General features: G+C 55.4%; 21 protein-coding genes and 1 tRNA gene. 18 read left to right on the forward strand and 4 right to left on the reverse strand.

Annotated features, from left to right (window positions below):
* Nucleotides 1-8: 8 nt before the first annotated feature.
* Genes rbsK through AOA62_RS23430 form a run of 3 tightly spaced genes read left to right on the forward strand, consistent with a single transcriptional unit; the run spans nt 9 to nt 2,382 of the window.
* Nucleotides 9-926: a ribokinase gene (gene rbsK / locus AOA62_RS23420; protein WP_099549916.1), complete on the forward strand. Its 918-nt coding sequence runs from the start codon at nt 9-11 to the stop codon at nt 924-926.
* On the forward strand, nt 923-1,327 hold the full coding sequence (gene rbsD / locus AOA62_RS23425; protein ID WP_099549917.1) for a D-ribose pyranase: 405 nt from the start codon (nt 923-925) through the stop codon (nt 1,325-1,327). The genes rbsK and rbsD overlap by 4 nt, the downstream gene beginning before the upstream one ends.
* Nucleotides 1,328-1,353: 26 nt before the next feature.
* On the forward strand, nt 1,354-2,382 hold the full coding sequence (locus AOA62_RS23430; RefSeq protein ID WP_017138773.1) for a nucleoside hydrolase: 1,029 nt from the start codon (nt 1,354-1,356) through the stop codon (nt 2,380-2,382).
* Nucleotides 2,383-2,415: 33 nt separating this feature from the next.
* On the opposite strand, the gene AOA62_RS23435 is transcribed toward AOA62_RS23430, so the two are convergent.
* A complete protein-coding gene (locus AOA62_RS23435; protein WP_017138774.1) occupies nt 2,416-2,628 on the reverse strand; it encodes a hypothetical protein in 213 nt (70 codons plus the stop codon).
* A gap of 173 nt (nt 2,629-2,801) precedes the next feature.
* On the opposite strand from AOA62_RS23435, the gene AOA62_RS23440 reads away from it, so the two are divergent.
* A complete protein-coding gene (locus tag AOA62_RS23440) occupies nt 2,802-3,110 on the forward strand; it encodes a hypothetical protein (protein ID WP_026013818.1) in 309 nt (102 codons plus the stop codon).
* Between the two features lie 143 nt (nt 3,111-3,253).
* Nucleotides 3,254-3,574: an I78 family peptidase inhibitor gene (locus tag AOA62_RS23445; protein ID WP_017138776.1), complete on the forward strand. Its 321-nt coding sequence runs from the start codon at nt 3,254-3,256 to the stop codon at nt 3,572-3,574.
* Between the two features lie 74 nt (nt 3,575-3,648).
* Here AOA62_RS23445 and AOA62_RS23450 read toward each other — a convergent pair whose 3' ends face one another.
* Nucleotides 3,649-3,861: a cold-shock protein gene (locus AOA62_RS23450; protein ID WP_003234260.1), complete on the reverse strand. Its 213-nt coding sequence runs from the start codon at nt 3,859-3,861 to the stop codon at nt 3,649-3,651.
* A gap of 289 nt (nt 3,862-4,150) precedes the next feature.
* On the reverse strand, nt 4,151-4,465 hold the full coding sequence (locus tag AOA62_RS23455) for a hypothetical protein (RefSeq protein ID WP_017138777.1): 315 nt from the start codon (nt 4,463-4,465) through the stop codon (nt 4,151-4,153).
* A 365-nt stretch (nt 4,466-4,830) separates the two neighbouring features.
* Here AOA62_RS23455 and thrS point away from each other — a divergent pair, with 365 nt between their 5' ends.
* The 13 genes from thrS to zorD all read left to right on the forward strand — a co-directional run bounded on the left by thrS (nt 4,831) and on the right by zorD (nt 20,787).
* Nucleotides 4,831-6,753, forward strand: coding sequence for a threonine--tRNA ligase (gene thrS / locus AOA62_RS23460; RefSeq protein ID WP_017138778.1), 1,923 nt, complete (start codon nt 4,831-4,833; stop codon nt 6,751-6,753).
* Nucleotides 6,753-7,304 carry a translation initiation factor IF-3 gene (gene infC / locus AOA62_RS23465; RefSeq protein WP_015884933.1) on the forward strand — a complete coding sequence of 184 codons (552 nt, stop codon included), beginning with the start codon at nt 6,753-6,755 and terminating at the stop codon, nt 7,302-7,304. Before thrS ends, infC begins: the two co-directional genes overlap by 1 nt.
* Nucleotides 7,305-7,363: 59 nt before the next feature.
* On the forward strand, nt 7,364-7,558 hold the full coding sequence (gene rpmI, locus AOA62_RS23470; RefSeq protein WP_002553160.1) for a 50S ribosomal protein L35: 195 nt from the start codon (nt 7,364-7,366) through the stop codon (nt 7,556-7,558).
* A gap of 27 nt (nt 7,559-7,585) precedes the next feature.
* Complete coding sequence (gene rplT, locus AOA62_RS23475) at nt 7,586-7,942, forward strand: 50S ribosomal protein L20 (RefSeq protein WP_003174975.1); 357 nt, start codon at nt 7,586-7,588, stop codon at nt 7,940-7,942.
* A gap of 109 nt (nt 7,943-8,051) precedes the next feature.
* The gene (gene pheS, locus AOA62_RS23480) at nt 8,052-9,068 is read left to right on the forward strand and encodes a phenylalanine--tRNA ligase subunit alpha (protein ID WP_034117607.1); all 1,017 of its coding nucleotides are present in this window, start codon (nt 8,052-8,054) and stop codon (nt 9,066-9,068) included.
* Between the two features lie 26 nt (nt 9,069-9,094).
* Nucleotides 9,095-11,473, forward strand: coding sequence for a phenylalanine--tRNA ligase subunit beta (gene pheT / locus AOA62_RS23485; RefSeq protein ID WP_099549918.1), 2,379 nt, complete (start codon nt 9,095-9,097; stop codon nt 11,471-11,473).
* A 3-nt stretch (nt 11,474-11,476) separates the two neighbouring features.
* Nucleotides 11,477-11,779, forward strand: coding sequence for an integration host factor subunit alpha (gene ihfA / locus AOA62_RS23490; RefSeq protein WP_002553164.1), 303 nt, complete (start codon nt 11,477-11,479; stop codon nt 11,777-11,779).
* A complete protein-coding gene (locus AOA62_RS23495; protein ID WP_003219935.1) occupies nt 11,760-12,116 on the forward strand; it encodes a MerR family transcriptional regulator in 357 nt (118 codons plus the stop codon). Before ihfA ends, AOA62_RS23495 begins: the two co-directional genes overlap by 20 nt.
* Nucleotides 12,117-12,206: 90 nt before the next feature.
* Nucleotides 12,207-12,283: transfer RNA gene (locus tag AOA62_RS23500), tRNA-Pro, on the forward strand.
* 669 nt (nt 12,284-12,952) lie between these two features.
* A complete protein-coding gene (zorA1, locus tag AOA62_RS23505; protein WP_099549919.1) occupies nt 12,953-15,145 on the forward strand; it encodes a type I Zorya anti-phage system protein ZorA1 in 2,193 nt (730 codons plus the stop codon).
* 13 nt (nt 15,146-15,158) lie between these two features.
* Nucleotides 15,159-15,902, forward strand: a complete 744-nt coding sequence (gene zorB1, locus AOA62_RS23510; protein WP_099549920.1) for a type I Zorya anti-phage system protein ZorB1 — start codon at nt 15,159-15,161, stop codon at nt 15,900-15,902.
* Nucleotides 15,899-17,536, forward strand: a complete 1,638-nt coding sequence (gene zorC, locus AOA62_RS23515; protein WP_099549921.1) for a type I Zorya anti-phage system protein ZorC — start codon at nt 15,899-15,901, stop codon at nt 17,534-17,536. The genes zorB1 and zorC overlap by 4 nt, the downstream gene beginning before the upstream one ends.
* A complete protein-coding gene (zorD, locus tag AOA62_RS23520) occupies nt 17,536-20,787 on the forward strand; it encodes a type I Zorya anti-phage system protein ZorD (protein ID WP_099549922.1) in 3,252 nt (1,083 codons plus the stop codon). Before zorC ends, zorD begins: the two co-directional genes overlap by 1 nt.
* A gap of 39 nt (nt 20,788-20,826) precedes the next feature.
* Here zorD and rmuC read toward each other — a convergent pair whose 3' ends face one another.
* The gene (gene rmuC, locus AOA62_RS23525) at nt 20,827-22,746 is read right to left on the reverse strand and encodes a DNA recombination protein RmuC (RefSeq protein WP_099549923.1); all 1,920 of its coding nucleotides are present in this window, start codon (nt 22,744-22,746) and stop codon (nt 20,827-20,829) included.
* Nucleotides 22,747-22,765: the final 19 nt, after the last annotated feature.

A 22,765-nucleotide genomic window follows, 5' to 3' on the forward strand; every position in this document is an offset into this window, starting at 1 on the left:
ACTGATGTATGCCAGCAAAAGTAGTGGTAATAGGCAGCTTGAACATGGACCTGGTCACCCGCGCCAGTCGCTTGCCGCGCGCCGGTGAAACCCTGATCGGCCAGACGTTTTCCACCGTGCCGGGCGGTAAGGGTGCCAACCAGGCGGTAGCCTCTGCGCGCCTTGGCGCTGAGGTGGCGATGATCGGCTGTGTGGGCACGGATGCCTACGGCGCGCAATTGCGTGATGCGCTGCTGGTGGAGGGCATCGATTGCCAGGCCGTCAGCACGGTGGATGGCTCCAGCGGCGTGGCGTTGATTGTGGTGGATGACAGCAGCCAGAACGCGATTGTGATCGTGGCTGGCAGCAACGGTGAGCTCACGCCCGCGTCGTTGCAGGCGGCTGACGCGGTACTGCAGGCAGCAGATGTCATTGTCTGCCAGTTGGAAGTGCCGATGGACACGGTTGGCCAGGCGCTCAAGCGCGGTCGTGAATTGGGCAAGACCGTGATCCTCAATCCGGCACCGGCCAGTGGCCCGCTGCCAGAGGAATGGTATGCCTCGATCGATTATTTGATCCCCAACGAAAGCGAGGCCAGCGCCTTGAGTGGTGTGACGGTCGATTCACTCGACGGCGCCAAGGCTGCCGCAACGCTGCTGCTCAAGGCGGGTGCCGGCAAGGTCATTATTACCCTTGGCAGCCAGGGCGCGTTGTTTGCCGATGGCAAAGGTTTCGAGCACTTGCAGGCGCCCAAGGTCAAGGCGGTGGACACCACGGCTGCCGGTGACACCTTTGTTGGCGGTTTTGCCGCGGCGCTGGCCAATGGCAAAAGTGAAGCCGAGGCTATCCGGTTTGGCCAGGTGGCTGCCGCGCTGTCGGTCACGCGGGCGGGTGCGCAACCCTCTATTCCTACGCTGCAGGACGTACAAGGTTTTATCCCCTCATGAAAAAGACACCATTGCTCAATATTGCGCTGTCGCGCGTGATCGCATCCCTCGGCCACGGTGACATCCTGGTGATCGGTGATGCCGGCCTGCCAGTGCCGCCAGGCGTCGAGTTGATTGACCTGGCGCTCACCCAGGGCATTCCGGATTTCATCAGCACCCTGCGCATTGTGCTCAGCGAGATGCAGGTAGAAAGCCATGTGTTGGCCGAAGAGATCCTGCTCAAGCAGCCACCTGCGCTGACGCCACTTAATGTGTTGACCGAACAGGCCGCCTTGGGCGAGCGCCGTTTGGTCAGCCATGAAGAATTCAAGCAGCTCAGCCACAAGGCCCGCGCCGTGGTGCGCACGGGCGAGTGCCAGCCGTATTGCAATATCGCGCTGGTGTCCGGCGTTACCTTCTAGAGTTTCCCTACGACAAGGAGTGTTTCATGCAACGTGGTCTCCCAACCCTGAAAAATCTATTTCGGAGTGTCCTGCTTTTGTCCGCACTCACCGCAGCCAGCGCCCACGCGGCGGAAAAAATCGACCTGATCATCGACACCGACCCAGGCGCCGATGACGTCGTGGCGTTGCTGTTTGCCATGGCGTCCCCGCAGGAACTGAGCATTCGTGCGCTGACCACCGTCGCCGGTAACGTGCGCCTCGACAAGACCTCCCGCAACGCGCGCCTGGCCCGCGAGTGGGCAGGGCGCGAAGACATCCCGGTGTACGCCGGCGCGCCAAAACCCATGCTGCGCACGCCGATCTATGCGGAGAATATCCATGGCAAGGAAGGTATTTCCGGGGTCGCCGTGCATGAGCCGAAAAAAGGCCTGGCCGAAGGCAATGCCGTTGACTACCTGATCAAGACCCTCAGCACCGCCAAGCCTCACAGCATCACCATCGCCATGCTCGGCCCGCAGACCAACCTGGCACTGGCGTTGACCCAGGCGCCGGAGATCACCCAAGGCATCAAGGAAGTGGTGGTGATGGGCGGGGCGCATTTTAATGGCGGCAATATCACCCCGGTGGCTGAGTTCAATCTGTTCGCGGACCCTGTCGCGGCTGAAATTGTGCTCAAAAGTGGCGTCAAGCTGACTTACCTGCCGCTGGACGTGACCCACAAGGTGCTGACCAGTGACGCGCGCCTGAAACAGATTGCCGACATCAAGAACAATGCGAGCAAGGTGGTGGGCGATATTCTCAATGAATACGTCAAGGGCGACATGGAGCACTACGGCATCCCGGGTGGCCCGGTGCATGACGCTACCGTGATTGCCTACCTGCTCAAGCCTTCCCTGTTCAGCGGCCGTGAAGTCAACGTGGTGATCGACAGCCGCGAAGGCCCGACCTTCGGCCAGACCGTCGTCGACTGGTACGACGGCCTCAAGCAGCCGAAGAACGCATTCTGGGTTGAGAACGGCGACGCCCAGGGCTTCTTCGATCTGTTGACCGAGCGCCTGGCCCGTCTGAAGTAAGGTGTTTGCCGGTCGGCGTTCGCCGGCCGGGTCTTATTCGCGCTCGGGGTTATGAGCGCCCATGTGGTCGGCCGGGTATTTCTCGAATACCTGGCCGATGAACGCCTGTGCGGCCTGAGTGCCGAGCTCCTTGACCAGCAGGTCGATTCCGATGATGGCCAACTCCTCCGGGCTTCCGGGGCTGTAGGAGCTTTGTCCTTGAGGCCACTTGGCTTTGATGTCGGCTTGGAGGGTTACGGTACTCATGGTCGGGGGCTCACGGGGCGGGAAGGCTGGGCAATGCGCTGGAACGCGGTTCTAACCGGGGCAGTTAACCATTTTTGCGTAGCGTTTGGCAGTGCTACTTAGGCATGAGACGTTTCGGGATGAGGCCGATGCTGTGCGACACTGTTACCCCATTCAATTGCCGGGGACACCAGGTGCAGATCGATTTGAACAACCCCGAGAACCTCACGCTGGAAGCCGTGCGCCAGTTGCTCGCGAGTGCCAGTGACGACGAGCACACCCAGTTGCGGGTGACCAAGGGCGGTATCGCGTTTATTTCTTCCGGGAAGGCCGTAGGCGGAGTCGACATCGACGGCCTGCTGTTTCGCCTCGAGACCTGGGCCAAAGGCTCGGGTTATGTCGGTAACGTCGCGGCCAGCGATGAAGTCTGGGTCCGGCAGATTTTCAACGCGCTCCAGCAGAACTGGCCGAAGCCGCCGTTTGACTACATCGATATCTACTGAATTCGTTCATATCTGGTGACGATTGATCCGGCGAATGCTCGCCTTGAGTCAGGCAGACTTGCTCTTAGGCGATTTACGTCTTGAAACCAAACCGCCAGATCGCTGTCGCACGATCTCTGTCCATTTTTTTCATAGGAGGCTTCATGCCTTGGAAGCTCGCATCATTCGGTACTTTGTTGGCAGCACTCGCGTTGGCGGGTTGCAGCACCCCGGGTGCCCCTGAGCCGGGCAAAGATGCCGCCGTTGCCGATGCAGGTCACACTCGCTGCGAGTCGAAGGCTGCCGAATTCGCCATCGGCCAGAAAGCCTCGCCTCAATTGCTGGAGCAGGCGCGTACCCGTGCCGGCGCGCAGAACGCACGTATCCTCAAGCCTAACGACATGATCACCCTGGAATACCGCTCCGACCGTCTGAACCTGAACACCGACGACAACCTGGTGATCACGCGGGTCAACTGCGGCTGATCGCCTCCCGGCTTTTGCAGCGCCCATAAAAAACCCCGTCACATGGACGGGGTTTTTTTTAGCTCAGCGGAGAATTACTCGCCGCGAACCTGTGCAGCTTGCATACCCTTTTGGCCTTTCTCAGCCACGAAGGAAACGGTTTGGCCTTCTTTCAGGCTTTTGAAACCGTCGCTTTCGATAGCTTTGAAGTGTACGAACAGGTCGTCACCGCCACCTTGAGGAGTGATGAAGCCGAAGCCTTTTTCATCGTTGAACCATTTAACGGTGCCGGTTTGGCGATTAGACATGGTGTATCTCCAAGAAACATATATTTTCAGTAGTGCTGTGCTGCTCAGGCCAACTGGGCACACCGGGGTATCATAGTCGAAATGTTCGGCTTGTAAGCCCCCCCAAGGCATTGTTTGCTAATCAATAGCGTTGCGTTTAGTGCCTTGGTTGGCTGAAAGCCCCGATCTACGGGGCTTTGCAGCGAAATACCAGCTGTTAAAAAAAGCCGTAAAAGCTGCGTAATTTGTGCGAAATGGCAGTTTTCAGGCTGTTTTTTCAGTCAAATGGCCGTCTGATCAGTGGTCGTTGTTATTTTTTCTTCACGACTTTGCAGGACGAAATAGCCGCGACAGCTTTGTTTTTGAGCTCGGGGCTGGAGTTCGGGTTAGTCATGAGCTCTTTGATTTCAGCGGTGCTCAATTCGGCATTGATCTTGTCCGCGCCACATTCGCAATGGCTTTTGGCGGTTTTGGCGTCCACGTTTTGTTGGGCTGCCGAGCTGCAATCCTTGATGAAGCTGTCACGGGCGCCTTCAGGCCAGTTCGAAGGGGCGGCGGCGTGCGCGCCAACAGACAAGAAAGCCAGGGAAGCGGCGAGAGCGAGGGTCGAGGTAAAGCGCATCATGAAGTGCTCCTTTGATTCGTGGGCAAACAGCGATTCTCAGCGGGTTTGAGGGCTTTCGTACAGCTCAAGTTCACTTTTACAGGCATCAAACACGGGATTTTATGTTTCATCAGGCGCGGCAGGCGCGATGACCGTTCATCTGTGCTAGCATCCTCTGCTTGGCTATTTCCAGGCGCGCCCATTGCCGCCTTGCCATGTTTTTTGAGTTCACTCCAGTCACTCTGGTTCGATTATCGGTTGGCCGAAAGGCTCCTGCCGCTGTAAGGTAGGCGTTCATCATTGAACGGCCTGGTGTTGGATCTTGTACTGGCTCATCCCAACCCACGTGACCTTTGGTAGGGGTCACCACTAGGAGAGGAGGCGCCATGCCAACTATTACTCTTCCCGACGGCAGTCAACGTTCATTCGATCATTCGGTTTCCGTAGCCGAGGTCGCCGCATCCATTGGTGCAGGTCTTGCCAAGGCCACCGTGGCCGGCAAGGTCGACGGCAAGCTGGTTGACGCCAGCGACCTGATCACTGGTGATGCCAGCCTGCAAATCATCACGCCCAAGGATCAAGAGGGGCTGGAGATCATTCGCCACTCTTGCGCGCACCTGATTGGCCATGCGGTCAAGCAGCTGTACCCAACGGCAAAAATGGTGATCGGCCCGGTCATTGACGAAGGCTTTTACTACGATATCGCCTATGAGCGTCCTTTCACTCCGGACGACCTGGCCGCTATCGAAGCGCGCATGCACGCGCTGATCGAAAAAGATTACGACGTAATCAAGAAGGTCACGCCGCGCGCCGAAGTGATCGACGTGTTCACCGCCCGTGGCGAAGACTACAAGCTGCGTCTGGTGGAAGACATGCCGGACGAACAGGCCATGGGCCTGTATTACCACGAAGAATATGTCGACATGTGCCGTGGTCCGCACGTGCCGAACACACGCTTCCTCAAGTCGTTCAAGCTGACCAAGCTGTCCGGTGCCTACTGGCGCGGTGATGCGAAGAACGAACAATTGCAGCGGATCTACGGCACGGCCTGGGCTGACAAGAAGCAACTGGCGGCCTACATCCAGCGCATCGAAGAAGCTGAAAAGCGCGATCACCGCAAAATCGGCAAGCGCCTGAACCTGTTTCACCTCCAGGAAGAAGCGCCGGGCATGGTGTTCTGGCACCCGAACGGCTGGACCCTGTACCAGGTGCTCGAGCAGTACATGCGCAAGGTTCAGCGTGACAACGGCTACCTGGAGATCAAGACGCCTCAGGTTGTTGACCGCAGCCTGTGGGAGAAATCCGGGCACTGGGCCAACTACGCCGACAACATGTTCACCACGCAGTCGGAAAACCGCGACTACGCCATCAAGCCAATGAACTGCCCATGCCACGTGCAGGTGTTCAACCAGGGTCTGAAGAGCTACCGCGAGTTGCCGATGCGCCTGGCCGAGTTCGGTGCCTGCCACCGTAACGAACCGTCGGGTGCGCTGCACGGCATCATGCGTGTGCGTGGCTTCACCCAGGACGACGCTCACATCTTCTGCACCGAAGAGCAGATGCAGGCTGAATCCGCCGCGTTCATCAAGCTGACCATGGATGTTTATCGCGATTTCGGTTTCACCGAAGTCGAAATGAAACTGTCCACTCGTCCGGAAAAACGTGTTGGTTCCGACGAACTGTGGGATCGCGCTGAATCTGCACTGGCCGCTGCGCTAGATAGCGCGGGCCTTGCGTACGATCTGCAGCCGGGTGAGGGCGCCTTCTACGGTCCGAAGATCGAGTTCTCGCTGAAAGATTGCCTTGGTCGCGTCTGGCAGTGTGGTACCCTGCAGCTCGATTTTAACCTGCCGATCCGTTTGGGAGCCGAATACGTCTCCGAAGATAACAGCCGCAAGCACCCGGTTATGCTGCACCGGGCGATCCTCGGCTCGTTCGAACGGTTCGTCGGTATCCTGATCGAGCACTACGAGGGTGCATTCCCTGCGTGGCTGGCTCCGACCCAGGCAGTGATCATGAATATCACTGATAAACAGGCCGATTTTGCCGCTGAAGTTGAAAAAACTCTCAACGAAAGCGGATTTCGTGCCAAGTCCGACTTGAGAAATGAAAAGATCGGCTTTAAAATCCGCGAGCATACTTTGCTCAAGGTTCCCTATCTTTTGGTTATCGGAGATCGGGAAGTCGAGATGCAGACTGTCGCTGTGCGTACTCGTGAAGGTGCTGACCTGGGCTCGATGCCCGTCGCCCAGTTCGCTGAGTTCCTCGCGCAAGCGGTTTCCCGGCGTGGTCGCCCAGATTCGGAGTAATTATTATTAAGCGTGAAATGAGACAAGATAAACGAGCTGCACCGAAAGCCCCGATCAACGAGAATATCTCGGCACGCGAGGTTCGGTTAATTGGCGCTGACGGCGAGCAGATTGGCATCGTCTCGATTGATGAAGCGCTTCGTATTGCTGAAGAGTCCAAATTGGACCTGGTGGAAATCTCCGCCGATGCAATCCCACCTGTTTGTCGGGTGATGGACTACGGCAAATCGATCTTCGAGAAGAAGAAACAGGTTGCCGCAGCGAAGAAGAACCAGAAGCAGATTCAAGTAAAAGAAATCAAGTTTCGTCCAGGGACGGAGGAAGGGGATTACCAGGTAAAACTGCGCAACCTGGTACGTTTCCTGAGTGATGGGGACAGGGCCAAGGTATCCTTGCGATTCCGCGGCCGTGAGATGGCCCACCAGGAGCTGGGGATGGAACTCCTCAAGCGGGTTGAAGCTGACTTGCTCGAGTACGGTTCGGTCGAACAGCATCCTAAGATGGAAGGACGCCAGCTTATTATGGTCATCGCCCCGAAAAAGAAGAAGTAATCAACAGGGCACGGCAGGCCTTCTGATTATGTTTATCAACTGAATGCGGAGTACCGAACATGCCAAAGATGAAAACTAAAAGTGGTGCTGCTAAGCGGTTTCTGAAAACTGCTAACGGTATCAAGCACAAGCACGCTTTCAAGAGCCACATTCTGACCAAAATGTCGACCAAGCGTAAGCGTCAACTGCGCGGTAGCAGCTTGCTGCATCCGTCTGACGTGGCAAAAGTCGAGCGCATGCTGCGCCTTCGTTAATTTTAGTCAAGAATAGAGGAATAACTCATGGCTCGTGTAAAGCGTGGCGTCATTGCCCGTAAGCGTCACAAAAAAATTCTGAAACTTGCTAAAGGCTACTACGGCGCGCGTTCACGCGTATTCCGTGTTGCCAAGCAAGCGGTAATCAAGGCAGGCCAATACGCCTACCGCGACCGTCGTCAGAAAAAACGTCAGTTCCGCGCTCTGTGGATCGCTCGTATCAATGCTGGTGCACGTGTTAACGGTCTGTCCTACAGCCGTTTCATCGCTGGCCTGAAAAAAGCGTCCATCGAAATCGACCGTAAGGTTCTGGCTGAACTGGCCGTGAACGAAAAAGCGGTGTTTGCTGCGATTGTCGAGAAAGCTAAAGCCACCTTGGCTTAAGTACCCCCGACAGTCACCTTGGGCTGCTCCTGTAGCCCAAGGTGGTAAACGTCATAAATAGGGGAAGAGCCTTCAAGCTCTTCCCCTATTTTGTATCTGGAGTCTGTACATGGAAAACCTGGATGCGCTCGTTGCCCAAGCTCTTGAGGCTGTGCATAGCGCTGAAGATGTAAATGCCCTGGAGCAAATCCGGGTTCACTACCTTGGCAAAAAAGGTGAATTGACTCAGGTGATGAAGACCCTGGGGAATTTGCCGGCTGAAGAGCGTCCGCAAGTCGGCGCGCTGATCAACGTCGCCAAGGAGCGTGTCACCGAGGTGCTCAATGCGCGCAAGGCGTCGCTCGAGGAGGCCGATCTTGCGGCCAAGCTCGCCGCCGAGTCCATTGACGTCACCTTGCCTGGTCGTGGCCAGGCCTCGGGCGGTCTGCATCCGATCACCCGGACTCTGGAACGTATCGAGCAGTTCTTCACCCATATCGGTTACGGCATTGCCGAAGGCCCCGAGGTCGAAGATGACTATCACAACTTCGAGGCGCTCAACATCCCAGGCCATCACCCGGCCCGGTCGATGCACGACACCTTCTATTTCAACGCGAACATGCTGTTGCGCACCCATACCTCGCCGGTACAGGTCCGCACCATGGAAGCGAACAAGCCGCCGATCCGCATCGTCTGCCCAGGCCGTGTGTACCGCAGCGACTCTGATATCACCCACTCGCCGATGTTCCACCAGGTCGAAGGCCTGCTGGTCGATCGCGACATCAATTTCGCCGACCTCAAAGGCACCATCGAAGAGTTCCTGCGGGTGTTCTTCGAGAAAGAGCTGGCGGTGCGTTTCCGTCCATCGTTCTTCCCGTTCACCGAGCCATCCGCTGAAGTCGACATGGAATGCGTGATGTGCAGCGGCAAAGGCTGCCGCGTCTGCAAGCAGACCGGCTGGCTGGAAGTGATGGGCTGCGGCATGGTTCACCCTAACGTGCTGCGCATGTCCGGGATCGACCCGGAAGAGTTCTCGGGCTTTGCCTTCGGCATGGGCGTTGAGCGCCTGGCCATGCTGCGTTACGGCGTGAACGACTTGCGTCTGTTCTTCGACAACGACTTGCGGTTCCTCGCGCAATTTCGCTAGTCGTAACGAATCTTTAGGAGAGCAGGATGAAATTCAGTGAACAATGGCTGCGTGGCTGGGTAAGCCCGCAGGTAGATCGCGACGAGCTGGTTGCTCGTCTGTCGATGGCCGGCCTTGAGGTCGATAGCGTAACGCCGGCCGCCGGTGTTTTCACCGGCGTGGTGGTGGGCGAGGTGCTGAGCACCGAGCAGCACCCCGATGCCGACAAGCTGCGTGTGTGCCAGGTCAGCAATGGCGTGGAAACCTTCCAGGTCGTGTGCGGAGCGCCAAACGTGCGCCCGGGCCTGAAGATTCCGTTTGCCATGATCGGCGCCGAACTGCCGGGCGACTTCAAGATCAAGAAAGCCAAGCTGCGTGGCGTTGAGTCCAACGGCATGCTGTGTTCCCAGGCCGAGCTGCAAGTCGGCGAGGGCAACGATGGCCTGATGGAACTGCCGGCCGATGCGCCAGTGGGCCAGGACATTCGCGTTTACCTGGAACTGGAAGACGCCAGCATCGAGGTCGACCTGACCCCGAACCGGGGTGACTGCCTGTCCCTCGCCGGTCTGGCCCGTGAAGTGGGCGCGCTGTACAACGCCCCGGTCACCCGCCCGGTGGTGGCCGCAGTCGCTGCAGTCCACGACGAAGTGCGCCCTGTCGACGTACTGGCGCCAAACGCCTGCCCACGTTACCTGGGTCGTGTGATCCGCAACGTCGACCTGTCCAAGCCAACCCCGCTGTGGATGGTTGAGCGCCTGCGTCGCGCCGACGTGCGCAGCATCGATGCCGCCGTGGACATCACCAACTACGTGATGCTGGAGCTGGGCCAACCGCTGCACGCCTTCGATCTTGCCGAAATCAATGGCGGCATCCGCGTGCGCATGGCCGAAGAAGGCGAGAAGCTGGTATTGCTCGACGGCCAGGAAGTCAGCCTGCGCGCTGACACCCTGGTAATTGCCGACCATTCCCGCGCCCTGGCGATTGCCGGCGTGATGGGTGGCGAGCACAGCGGCGTGTCCGAAACCACCCGCGATATTTTCCTTGAGAGCGCATTCTTCGACCAGATCGCCATCGCTGGCAAGGCCCGTTCCTACGGCCTGCACACCGATGCGTCGCACCGCTACGAGCGTGGCGTGGACTGGAAACTGGCCCGTGAAGCCATGGAGCGCGCCACTGGCCTGCTGCTGGAAATCACTGGCGGCGAAGCCGGCCCGATCACCGAGACCGTCAACGAGCAGTTCCTGCCGTCGATTGCACCGATCACCCTGCGCGCCAAAAGCGTCGAGCAAATGCTTGGCCTGGTGATTGAACCTGCGCAGATCGAGCAACTGCTGTCCGCACTCGGCCTGGGTATTTCCGCCAGTGGGGAAGGGCAGTGGCACGTAGAAGTGCCAAGCCATCGTTTCGATATCAGCCTGGAAGTCGACCTGATCGAAGAGCTGGCCCGCCTGTACGGCTACAACCGCCTGCCGGTTCGTTACCCGCAAGCGCGTCTGGCACCGCAACCCAAGGCCGAAGCGCGTGCGCACCTGCCAGAGTTGCGTCGCCTGCTGGTTGCCCGTGGCTACCAGGAAGCGGTGACTTATAGCTTCATCGATCCAAAGCAGTTTGAGCTGTTCAACCCAGGTGTTGAGCCGTTGCTGTTGGCTAACCCGATCTCAAATGACATGGCTGCCATGCGCTCGTCGCTGTGGCCGGGGCTGGTTAAGGCACTGTCCCATAACCTGAACCGTCAGCAAGACCGCGTGCGCATGTTCGAAAGCGGCCTGCGTTTTGTCGGCCAACTCGACGGCCTCAAGCAAGAGCCGATGCTGGCGGGTGTTGTCTGCGGTAGCCGCCTGCCAGAAGGCTGGGCACAGGGCCGCGATGGCGTGGACTTCTTCGACGTTAAAGCCGATGTGGAAGCGGTTCTGGGCTTTGCCGGTGCACTGGATGATTTCACGTTTGTGCCTGGTAGCCACCCGGCATTGCACCCGGGCCAGACTGCACGTATCGAGCGCGAAGGGCGTTTGGTGGGTTTTGTCGGTGCTATCCACCCTGAGCTGTCGAAAACCCTGGGTCTGGACCGTCCGGTGTTTGTTTTTGAGCTGGTTCTGGCTGAAGTGGCGTCGGGCAAGATGCCTAAATTCAGCGAGTTGTCGCGCTTCCCTGAAGTGCGTCGTGACCTCGCGCTGATCGCCGACCGTGAAGTGGCCGCCACTGCCGTTCTGGACGTAATCCGTGAAAATGCAGGGGAATGGCTGACAGACCTCAGGCTATTTGACGTCTATCAGGGTAAAGGCATTGATCCGCATAGAAAAAGCCTTGCAGTTGGCTTGACCTGGCAGCATCCATCGCGCACTCTTAATGACGATGAGGTGAATACCACGACACAAAATATCCTCACCTCGCTCGAACAAAGGTTGAACGCCACGTTAAGGAAGTGACGTATGGGGGCTTTGACGAAAGCTGAGATGGCGGAACGTCTGTACGAAGAGTTGGGTCTGAACAAACGCGAAGCCAAGGAATTGGTCGAGCTGTTCTTTGAAGAAATTCGGCACGCTCTGGAAGACAACGAACAGGTCAAATTGTCCGGTTTCGGCAATTTTGACCTGCGGGACAAACGCCAGCGGCCTGGCCGCAATCCAAAAACGGGAGAAGAAATCCCGATCACGGCTCGCCGTGTGGTCACCTTTCGTCCAGGGCAGAAGTTGAAGGCCCGAGTTGAGGCTTATGCTGGAACCAAGTCATAACGACGAACTACCCGTCATCCCAGGCAAACGCTACTTCACCATTGGTGAAGTCAGCGAGCTCTGTGCGGTCAAGCCGCACGTGCTGCGCTATTGGGAGCAGGAGTTTCCTCAACTCAACCCCGTCAAACGCACCGGGAACCGTCGGTATTATCAGCGCCAGGATGTGCTGATGATCCGACAGATCCGTGCGTTGCTGTACGACCAGGGGTTCACCATCAGCGGCGCGCGCCAGCGTATGTCCGGTGATGAAGCCAAAGACGACACCACCCAATACAAGCAAATGATCCGCCAGATGATCTCCGAACTCGAAGATGTGCTGGTGGTTCTGAAGAAGTGATACAAGCTTTTAAAATACTTCCACATTTCAAAAGCTTGCGGTATATTCCGGATCGCTTCGTTACGAAGCAAACCCAGTAACACGCCTAGTCGGGGCGTAGCGCAGTCCGGTAGCGCACTAGCATGGGGTGCTAGGGGTCGAGTGTTCGAATCACTCCGTCCCGACCATATAATTCAAAGGGTCGCGAGATTCATCTCGCGGCCCTTTTTTATGTCTGGTCGTTTTTACCCCCACAAAACGACTGGCTCTGGGTGGAGTCCTCAGCTGATACAAAGGCCAGAGTTTGTCCCGGAAGGCACAAGCAGCACGTCAATGTGTCCAGTCAGACCTTCAGGCAGAACGCACGTTTACGCAGAGCTGTCCGTTCTTGATCAGTTAATCGTTGCTCTGAAATCGCGAACAGGACCCTTGCTTGGACTGATAGGGCTAAGTGCGCAGGCAGAAGTGTTCGAAAGATGTTGAATGGGTGTGAGCTCGACTTCGGATGGTCGCGTGATTCGCGACTCGGGCATGAGGATCCTCAGAGTCGGATTTTCGTTTTCATGTGCTTATCTAGGCGACACGCTTGGTCGGCTGACGTTCGCATATGGCTTTACCGTACGGAGGGATGAAGCGTATCGTGCTGGCAAAAGGACATGGATAGATATTTGCCTCGCAAGGATGACGTTTCTTCTCTGAGCGCCCATCTCTTCGGTGCATATCCTTAGCATCCTGCTTAAGGATCAGGCATCCAGACATTCCTAAAAACATCGTTGGAGCAAGCTTGCCGGGATGTCCCGCGTTTCTTCCTGCGTAAGCGCTTGATAGCGCATAAAAGCTAACTTAAAGGCTGAAATGTGGACTTTTCGACATTATTAAAATTGTGGGATGACGCCAGCACTGCTCAGCTAATGGCTCCGCGTGTAGTCATGGTGGCAGTGGCGGCTTTGTGCCTATGGTATATCGGAAGATATTTCATCCCATCGTTCGTGCTGAGTCGAAGGCTCAAGTCGCTTAGGCGTAGTATTACTGCTATCAAGGCAAAGTCGCCTGATCAGCTCCAAGCAGAGCTGGAGAAAGTATTCAGTGCGACAAAACTGAAGCATCTTTGGAAGGAGTATTCAGAAACTCTTCACAATCAGTTCGAATATTACGAAGGCGAGGAGCGTCTCGTGCGCTCCCGTGCGACCACTGTCGCGGCAAATTTTTTTACAGGTCAGAGTGTCGTCGATACACCGTTGGCTACTGAGTTCTTCAAGCACCTGCCGGGCATTCTGACAGGTGTTGGCATTGTCGGAACCTTCTTTGGCCTGATGTTAGGGTTGCAGCACTTTGATCCAAGCACGCCGGAGCTGGTCAATTCGAGCGTGGACAAACTCCTGAAGGATGTACTCTTTGCCTTCATTGGTTCATTCCTTTCCATCATGGCGTCGATCATCGTCACGGTTTCGGAAAAGTGGCGATTAGGGCGCTGTTACAAGCACCTTGAATCGCTAAATGAGTCAATCGATAGCTTATTCGACAGTGGAGTTGGCGAGGAATATCTTGCTGCGCTCGTAAGGTCCAGTGCTGAAAACTCGGTCCAGACCCGCCAGCTTAAAGACAGCCTGGTTACAGACCTTCGGGAAATGCTGCAAAACCTCGTCGATACGCAGGTCCGCGAAAGCCTCAAGTTGGCAGACACATTATCTACGACCTATCGTGACTCCGGGCAGCTGTTGGCGGATCAGGTCAGCAGTGCCATTGAAAACAGCTTGAAGTCGCCATTAGAAGCGATTGCCGGGGCGGTACAGGCTGCTAGCGGCGATCAATCCGGCCAAGTGCAGAACCTGCTTCAGGATGTTCTGGTGGCTTTCATGAACAAGCTGGAAGGCACTTTCGGCCAGCAGTTCAATGGCCTGAACGAAATGATGGGCCAGTCCGTTGCTGCCATGCAGTCAATGCAGCAAGGATTCTCCAGCCTCATTCAAGACATGCGCTCGGCCAGTGAAAGCTCGAATCAGAGCAGCTCAGCAATGATTGCACAGCTGCTGACCGACATGCAGACCGGCCAAAGAGCCATGCAGGCTGGCATGAACGAAATGCTGACGAATCTGCAGTCGTCCATTGTCCGCATCGGCAGCGAGGGCGAAGACGCTGGCGCGCGCATGGCACAGCAGTTGGAAAAAATGTTCTCCGACAGCGAAGCTCGTCAGCTGGCGATGGCCGAGAGTCTTCAGTCGTTTGTCGACTCAATCCAAAAAAACATGGGTCAAGGCCAACAAGAAACCATGGCCAAGATTGCAGCCTCTGTAGAGGTGCTCGGCGAGCAGCTTTCTACTGTTTTCAAAAAACTGGAAAGTGGGCGCGAACAAATGGATCAGTCCAATCGCGTTGCACAAGCAGAGCTTCATCAAGGCACTCGCGAATTGGTGGGCGGGTTGGACGAGCAGGTCAAAACGCTGCTGCAGTCTGTCGCTGAGCAAAATAAAGCCTCGCAAGAAAACGTCAAGGTATTAAGCGCGCAAACCGAACAGCATCTGCAAAGCATGCAACTAGGTGCAGACAAAATGAGAGCCGCAGCTGAGCGCTTTGAAAATGCTGGACTGAGTGTATCGAGGGCGAGTGAATCGACGGCTGGTTTGCTAGGCACTGTTCAAGGGGCTGGTACCGAGCTTGCTCAGGCCTCTCGAGAGTTGAACAGCGTCGTTGCGGACTATCGCAACAACCGTGAAGCGTTGAGCAAAACACTAATCGTCATCGAGGGTGTGGTGGCCAGCGCGCAAGTTGAGGCCAGCGGACGTGCTCAATATCTCCAGGATTTGAAGCAACAGTCGGAACGCATGCAGTCGCTCAATCGCGAGGTTCATGAGTACCTGGAAAACATCAGTGGTGTTTTGGGTGATGGTTTCAAAGAGTTTGGCGACGGCATGGACAGAGTACTCCGGCAGACGTTGGGTAGTCTGGATACGGAGCTTGATAAAGCTGTTAAAAGTTTGGCTGGCGGCGTCGACGGTGTGAAGGAAAGCATTGAAGACTTCGGCGACATCATGGAACGAATTCGGCAGTAACGGAGGCTGACATATGTTTGGTAAACAAATGTCTTCGGTGGCCCGAGCCAAGGATGAAGCGGAGAAGCCGTTCTGGATTTCTTTTGCCGACCTGATGACGGCCATGATGATTCTGTTTCTCGTAGTGATGGTCGCGGCCCTGAGTTCGGTCACCCAGAGAATCAATCAAGCGGAGCAAGGCGAGAAGCAGCGCAGTCGCGACATTAGCCAGCTCTGCGAGCATTTGCAGCTCAAGGCTAAACACTCGAATGCAACCATCATCGTCGACTGCAAAGACAATCGCATCAGCTTCGGTGAGGCGGGACGTTTTGGGCATAACCAGTACTCATTGAGCGATGAGGGTCAAAGCGCCCTTCAGGGCGTAGTGCCACTTATTCTTGATGCTGCCGATAGCGAAGAAGGACGTAAGTGGTTCAAACAGGTCGTTATCGAGGGGTTTACCGATACCGTCGGCTCGTACCTATACAACCTGCACCTGTCCTTACAACGGTCCGAGTGGGTGATGTGTAGCTTGCTTGATAGTCGCAGCCCTCTGCAAATTGGCCTTTCAGCTGAAAGGCAACAGCAGATCAGATCGATGTTCCTAGCGGGTGGTGTTTCTTTCAACAACGCAAAGGACACCAACGAGGCAAGCCGCCGAGTTGAACTGAGAATGCAGTTCTACGGTTTGAAGGAGAAAGAGGAAAATCTCAAACCAGACGTTCCAGTATTCGCCAGCACAGTGTCCGAGAAATGCCAGTTGGCGATGACGCGATGACCAGTGCATTAGCCAAGCTGTCGTCAGCTATAGCGCTCGGGCTCGCTGCCCGTAGAAGTGCGATCAGTTCTGAACCGTTGGCTCGCTTTCCTAGAATGGAAGCTGCCAGTGCTGATTTATATGACCGGTTTGAGCGGGCAGAGAAAGCGTTGCCACCGCCTCAGGAAAAACGTAGAGCCGCCATCAATAAGTTCAGGAATGTCCTGCCTCTGACGTCTTCCGAGTGGCGCATGGTCTTCGCCGGTCTCGCAGATAAAAGCGAGCGTGTAGGACCCATTCTTGAGGACGAGCAACTTTATGGTCGAATCCATATCGAGGTCAGTCAGCGGATCGAAAAACGGCGCCTGAGCCGCCGCGATTGGCTGGCGCTTTGTTTCAGCTACTTCGGTTACGAGTCCGATAAGCCCGACACAAATCCCGTCTGGTGCTTGTTGCAAGGCGACATCCGCAAGGGTTTCGCTTGTGTAAAGGCTCAACAAACTCGTGAAAAAGAATGGATGCGCATCGTCCAGCATCATAAGGAGCTGTTTTCCGAGCGGGCGGGAGAGACGCTTGGCGAGCAGATGTTCAATGGCGAAATCAGTGATCTCTCAGTGCTGCAAACGATCGCGCAGATCCCTAACAACAGTTGGTTATGGCACCGGATATTTAGCGTATTACTGTCTCGAATCTTCAATTTGGACGACGAAGAGTTCTCGAAACGATTCCCCGACTTCATAGAGATCGGACGTCAGCATCCGACATACATGAATGCGCTCCTCAGCGCTTGCCTGACGCGTTATCACGCAGCGACGTATCGGGAAAAACCGTCGTCCCTTCTCAAACAGACTGCTTTGGATAACTGGGGCAGCCCACAGATTCGTTCCAAACAAAACAGCTGGCTTCATTACGTGGAGAAAGACGTTTGTGCGATGGTGGTCGCGTGGTTTGCGAAAGAAGACCTTGAGCACTTCTTCAATCTGTTGAAAGGTGATGCCGACGTTGACCATTCGCGTCTTTACTACTGGCTTCGTTTTGCAAATCAGATGAGCTACACCCGCATTGTCATGGGATTAGACGCTTGGGGTGATCGAAGTAAAGACTTCGTCCATTTTCGTGAAAAAAATAAGGGGCGTTTCAGTCGCTTGGGAGGCGCTCCTAGCCACAACAATGCCGTGGTCATGCAGATAGGGAATTATTTTTTTGTAGAGTTTTCCGGCACAGGTAACGCCTGCTATGTGTATGAGGCAATTAAATCACCGTTCAATCCGGACAAATCTCAATTAGAACTTGGGGAGCTTAAACAACCGCCCAGAGCTTTGGCGCGCATGCGCCACTCACCGGCTCCCAGCAGTCCAACTCGAATCGAGGGTTGGTTGAGCAAATTTGATGATGAACTTCAGCGACTAGGGATCTCGATTCAAACGCAGTCTGGGTTTGGGCCGTACTCATCCTCAAAGCAAAAGTTGACGAGCTTGGACGAACAAGTCCGAGATGCCGTGAAAACGGTTAGATACAAAATCCACGACTCCCGCGGCAAGGGTGGTGCCTTCCAAGTCTACTTGGACAGCCATGACCCCCCCGCTATAGCCGCCCTTCAACGCCTAGGCTTCAAGCCCGTCAACAATCAGCCACTGAGATTCTGGAGGCAGTAATGCTCAAGCGTTTTCTATCTGGAAAAGGCCTGCTGCCGAAGTCCGGTGAGCTCAATAATTTGCCGACGTACTCGATAGAGGAGCAGGGATTGTGTTTCCCGCTGAGCCTTGCCGAGAGTACTGAGTTTTGGCCACTGGCAAGTTACCTCGATCAGCTCGAAGAGGAAGAGTTCGTATCCCAACTCAGTGATCGATGGCTACTGCCGTGGGACGAGCTTTATCGACTATTGAATGACGAAGGACACGTCAGCAGCGTACCGTTGCTCGGATTGCCAAAGCAGTCGAACTTTACCCCGCAGCTCACTAGCCAAGGCAGTCTTGCTTCGAACGATTTCAAGGTATCGATAGGTGCTTGGCGCGATAACGAATCCGCCGCTACAGGGCAAACCAAACGCACGGGCGCAGTCCTCACGCATGGCGATAAAATCGAGCTGCTGCCTGAGGCAACTTATCAATTGGTGAGTGCTGTTCGGCAGCTCCATTTATCGCAACAAGAAAGCCCTGGCGAACTTACCAACCAGATTGGTTGGGCCAGCGTCCGCAAGCTGGCCCGCAAGGCTGGCGCAGGTATGGATGGTTTTCTCGAAAAAACCGTTGTGGTCAGGCCCGATAATCTTCGTCTCAATCCACGTAAATCGAGCGTAGGCAATACGCCAGTCATCGAGCTGGAACCTACTTTCGACGGGCAGCCGGAAAATTGGCTGGAAAGTTTCGATGCCCACAAACAAGTGCAGGATCGTTACCGAGTCACCGGGGCTGACGGATCATTGACCCATGTGCTGATCGAGCCGGAAGTTAAATCGGTGCTCGATTATGTGCGTTCACTGCACGGACGCCGGGTGGCGGGCGACCATGCGCTTTCATTTATCCGGAACCCCTATAGTGCCTTGGGTGATAGTGCCAGTCAGGTGCTGGACGCTGATACCTATGAAAGCGACCTGGCGAACGCTGGTATCTTCTTTCACCGTTTTCATCTTGAACCCGAGCTCAACGACGATACCGGTCTGCGCATTCAGCGCATTAACCTGACCCTTGAGCCCATTTCACCAACGCCGCAAGCATCGATAGAGCTGCCGTTCAACGAAGCCCATGAGTTTGCTCCCTTCGTGCATGAGCTTCAGTTGAAGCTGGCTGCAGGCATGCCGGCGGGCTTCTGGCAGGGTTACGAGCTTGAATTAAGCGACTTCGATTTACGCCAATTGGCAGGCATCAGTGAGTTGCTTAGACGCTGGCAGAACGAAGCGGCTGGCGCGGAGTTCGACGCAGTGTTGGATTTGTCGCTGTATGGCGATCGTGTCACTGGCATCGGCGAAGCAGAGCGCATCACGTCACCTTTTCTGGTCAAGGAGGCGACAGAAAACTGGTTGCCTAAAGACCTCGCGGATTTAGGCATCGACGCCGAAATCCTCGGGCGCTGGGATCCGTCGGATCGGGCTCAGTTTGATGAGTTCGAGCAACGGCTGGACGAGGCTCGCGCGGCAGGTGATGAGACGGTGCTGATGCCACTCTCCGACACGCCGCTTTCCATCTCGGCGGCAGAGCAGCTATTTGATGCCTGGTCCAAAAAGATATCCATACCCGAGACCCGGATTTCGAGTCTTGACGAAAAAGTAGGCCGTGCGGTACTCCAAATAGGTCATAACATCGACGAGCCAACGTACGTTCAAGTACGTCAGCAAGCCCTACGAGCAGCACTCGATGCTCGGCCTGAGCTGCCGAGCCTGCTAAGACCCGACGTCATCTTGAGAGAACATCAGTTACAGGGCGTTGCATGGCTTCAACATCTCTTCCGGCTTTCGCCAACAGACGTCTCAGGTTGCTTGCTCGCCGATGACATGGGCCTGGGCAAAACCATACAACTGCTGACGTTTCTGGTCTGGTATCTGGAGCGATATCCTCAAGACAAGCCGACCTTGATCGTTGCGCCGGTTTCATTGCTCGATAACTGGGAGCGAGAGCTGCACCGGTTCTTCTTTGCTGACGCACTCCCAGTCCTGAAGCTTTACGGCTCGGCTTTGAGCGCGGTGAAGTTCAAGAAAGACGAGATTCCCGCCGACTTGAAGGCGAAGGGTATCAAGAACCTGCTTCGCCCGGGCTGGGTTGGCGGTGCACGTATCGTACTGACCACCTATGAAACGCTTCGTGACCAAGAGTTTTCCCTAGCTCGCCAGCAATGGTCGATCGTCGTGTGCGACGAAGCTCAGAAACTGAAGAACCCTGCCGCTCTGGTGACTCAGGCAATCAAGGCTGTTCCGGCTCGATTCCGGGTCGCTTGCACCGGGACGCCAGTGGAAAACTCCCTGATTGATCTTTGGTGCCTGTTCGACTTCATCCAGCCAGGCTTCCTTGGCGGGTTGAACCAGTTTGGTCGGGAGTACCAGCGACCCATCGAAGCTGCACTTGAGCGAGACACCGTTGCCTTGGAACGCTTGCGTGAGCTGATTGAGCCGCAAACCCTGCGCCGCACCAAACAAGACATCGCCAAAGACCTGCCCGCGAAAATCGAAGACAAGGGTTGCCGTTCACTGTCGATGCACACCCTACAGCGAAATCTTTACCTCTCGGAAATTTCGGCCTATAGCCAGAAGCAACAGATCGAAGAACAGCTTGATCAGAAAACCTCCGGAATGCTCGGCCTGCTGCACAAGCTCAAACTCATCTGTGCTCACCCCTATAGTGTTCAGCCGGACAAACGCCTGCGTGACAACTCGCCGAAACTGCGCTGGCTGATCGATACCCTGGAGTCCATCAAAAAGGCCGGGAAAGGTGACAAAGTCATTCTTTTTACCGAACTGCGTGATATCCAGCGTGAACTTCAACACGCTATTCAGGAGCATTTCGGATTCCGCGCCACCGTGATCAACGGCGATACAAGCACCAGCAGCCAGAGCGCAAATAGCCGACAAAAACTGATCGACCAGTTCCAGGGGCAGGCGGGATTCTCTGTGATTATCCTCTCGACTATTGCCGTTGGTTTTGGTGTCAACGTTCAGGCTGCCAACCACGTCATCCACTTCACCCGATGCTGGAACCCGGCCAAAGAAGATCAAGCCACCGACCGTGCGTATCGGATCGGGCAGGAGAAGGATGTTTACGTGTATTACCCAACAGTGCGCGATGCAGCGATGCCGACGTTTGAAGCGACGCTGGATGAGCTGTTGAGCAAGAGACGGGCGTTGGCGAGGGATATGTTGAGCGGCTCCGGGGATATTCAAGCCAGTGACTTTGAACGAGTGCTCGGGGTCAGTTGAGGCAAAATGAGCGGCAAGGGCCGCCGCTCACTGTTCAGATCAGGTATTGGCCGCACTTTCCACTGGCAGTGTAGCCAACTCGCTTTCCATCTCTTCATCATCTCCCACCGCTGAAGCGGGTAGACGCTTGGACACCGTAACGCCTAAGGCGACGAACTTGTCCACGGTTTTGGTCAGGCTTCCGTGATCTCCTTTCAGTGTATTGACGCTTTCTGTGTAGCTTTTCTGAACCGTTGCGATCTGATTGCCGAGCTTGTCCATTTTTTCCACAAAGATTCGCAACTTGTCGTAGACCTTGCTCGCCATCGTGGCAAGTTGCAGCGTGCTGCTGTTTTGACGTTGGATACTCCACAGATTCGATACGACCCTTAATACCGGGAGCAAGGTGGTGGCGGTAATTATCGCAATACGTTTTTCATAGGCTGCCTGGAATACCCCCGGACTGTGCTCAGCCGCTACTAGGTACGCGGGCTCAACCGGCATGAATAAAAACACAAAGTCGGGAGAGTTGATTCCGTTAAGGTCGGTGTATTTCTTATCGGACAACCCGTTGATGTGGTTCTTCAACGCCAAAACGTGAGCGGACAGGGCTTTGGTGCGATCTTCGTCGGTTTCGGCGGCGACGTACTCCGTATAGGCCACCAGCGACATTTTGCTGTCAATGATGATGTGTTTGCCTTCAGGTAAATTGACCACGAAGTCTGGTCGATTGTTTCCTGCATCGTCGTCCTTGAAGTTCGCCTCGCGGTGGTACTCGAACCCTTTGCGCAGCCCTGCTTGCTCGAGCAGCATTTCTACCTTTTGCTCGCCCCAGGTGCCTTGAAGTTTTTTGTCGCCTTTGAGCGCCTTGGTAAGGTTTGACGCCTCGGTTGTGATTTGGACGTTCAACTCCATCAGCTTGACCAGCTCGCTTTTCATCGAGCTTTGGCCTTGGACGGTATCGGAGTGAACCTGATCCACCCGCTGACGGAATGATTCGAGCTGGTCCTTGAACGGTTTTAGCAGAGTGTCCAGCCCTTGACGGCTTTGTTCCGAGAAGCTCTGCTGTTTGCTGTCGAAAATCTGATTTGCAAGGTTCTGAAACTCCTGCTTGAGTTGGACTTTGTTATCTTCCAACAGCTGCAGTTTCTCTGCAGCTGAGTGCTGGTCGCGCTGGTGGCGCATATTTATTTCGGCAAGACTCTGCTTCGCAAGGCTGAGTTCATCTCGCGTATCGGCTAGTTCTTTATCTCGTTGGGCCAATGTGTTGCGCAGCGTGTCCAATTGCTCCTTTTGTTCTGCTGCCTGCCCCAATTGTTCGCGCTGCTTTTTGAATTCTTCCTGGGCATTGTCGAGACGACTTTGGAGGTCCTTATTGGCGGTTTTTACTTCCATTAGCTGATGCGCTTGTTCCGCGCTTTGACCTAGATGCTCACCTTGTTTTTGCAGTTGTAGTTGAGCTGCGTCAAAACGCGCTTGCTGCTGCGTCAGCGCCTGCTTCAACTCATCCAACTGCCGAGTCTGCTCCTGGCCTTGGCCAAGCTCTTGTTTTAATTCGCCGAGCTGTAGCCGGAGTAGGTTCGTTTCCACACTGTGTTTTTCAATGAGAGCGGTGGCCTCTGCGAGTTGCTGCGCTTTATCGAGCGTGCGTTGCTTCTCGGCCTCCAGCGAAGTCTTGAACTCGCTGAGCTGAATGCTGAGCTGCTTCTCGATCTCTCGATGGTTCACCAATGCTTCACTGGCCAGTTTCAGTTCATTTTGATGTTCCGATTGCTCATGGAACATTTGCTGCTCACGTTGCCGAGAAAGCGCAACATCGTTCAGCAATTGCTGGTGTTCAGCTTGATGACTGGATTGTATTTCGGAGAATTGTTGAGCCAGCTTGCCTGCCGCGATACGGCTATTGATCCAGAAACCGATCCCCAGAAACAGCAAGCTGAAGAGTCCGATCAGGGCCGGAATGAGATATTGTTGTGCCATCGGTACGTCCTTTTATCGC

It is taken from the genome of Pseudomonas sp. 2995-3, from assembly GCF_002742565.1.
GTDB classification, from domain to species: domain Bacteria; phylum Pseudomonadota; class Gammaproteobacteria; order Pseudomonadales; family Pseudomonadaceae; genus Aquipseudomonas; species Aquipseudomonas edaphica.

What these genes read in the sequence shown, in the direction of transcription:
- AOA62_RS23435 (WP_017138774.1), bottom strand. Translation starts at nt 2,628, where the DNA reads ATGAGTACCGTAACCCTCCAAGCCGACATCAAAGCCAAGTGGCCTCAA.
- rpmI (WP_002553160.1), top strand. Translation starts at nt 7,364, where the DNA reads ATGCCAAAGATGAAAACTAAAAGTGGTGCTGCTAAGCGGTTTCTGAAA.
- thrS (WP_017138778.1), top strand. Translation starts at nt 4,831, where the DNA reads ATGCCAACTATTACTCTTCCCGACGGCAGTCAACGTTCATTCGATCAT.
- zorB1 (WP_099549920.1), top strand. Translation starts at nt 15,159, where the DNA reads ATGTTTGGTAAACAAATGTCTTCGGTGGCCCGAGCCAAGGATGAAGCG.
- rmuC (WP_099549923.1), bottom strand. Translation starts at nt 22,746, where the DNA reads ATGGCACAACAATATCTCATTCCGGCCCTGATCGGACTCTTCAGCTTG.
- AOA62_RS23455 (WP_017138777.1), bottom strand. Translation starts at nt 4,465, where the DNA reads ATGATGCGCTTTACCTCGACCCTCGCTCTCGCCGCTTCCCTGGCTTTC.
- AOA62_RS23450 (WP_003234260.1), bottom strand. Translation starts at nt 3,861, where the DNA reads ATGTCTAATCGCCAAACCGGCACCGTTAAATGGTTCAACGATGAAAAA.
- zorC (WP_099549921.1), top strand. Translation starts at nt 15,899, where the DNA reads ATGACCAGTGCATTAGCCAAGCTGTCGTCAGCTATAGCGCTCGGGCTC.
- zorD (WP_099549922.1), top strand. Translation starts at nt 17,536, where the DNA reads ATGCTCAAGCGTTTTCTATCTGGAAAAGGCCTGCTGCCGAAGTCCGGT.
- ihfA (WP_002553164.1), top strand. Translation starts at nt 11,477, where the DNA reads ATGGGGGCTTTGACGAAAGCTGAGATGGCGGAACGTCTGTACGAAGAG.
- pheS (WP_034117607.1), top strand. Translation starts at nt 8,052, where the DNA reads ATGGAAAACCTGGATGCGCTCGTTGCCCAAGCTCTTGAGGCTGTGCAT.
- rplT (WP_003174975.1), top strand. Translation starts at nt 7,586, where the DNA reads ATGGCTCGTGTAAAGCGTGGCGTCATTGCCCGTAAGCGTCACAAAAAA.
- AOA62_RS23430 (WP_017138773.1), top strand. Translation starts at nt 1,354, where the DNA reads ATGCAACGTGGTCTCCCAACCCTGAAAAATCTATTTCGGAGTGTCCTG.
- rbsD (WP_099549917.1), top strand. Translation starts at nt 923, where the DNA reads ATGAAAAAGACACCATTGCTCAATATTGCGCTGTCGCGCGTGATCGCA.
- AOA62_RS23445 (WP_017138776.1), top strand. Translation starts at nt 3,254, where the DNA reads ATGCCTTGGAAGCTCGCATCATTCGGTACTTTGTTGGCAGCACTCGCG.
- AOA62_RS23495 (WP_003219935.1), top strand. Translation starts at nt 11,760, where the DNA reads ATGCTGGAACCAAGTCATAACGACGAACTACCCGTCATCCCAGGCAAA.
- pheT (WP_099549918.1), top strand. Translation starts at nt 9,095, where the DNA reads ATGAAATTCAGTGAACAATGGCTGCGTGGCTGGGTAAGCCCGCAGGTA.
- rbsK (WP_099549916.1), top strand. Translation starts at nt 9, where the DNA reads ATGCCAGCAAAAGTAGTGGTAATAGGCAGCTTGAACATGGACCTGGTC.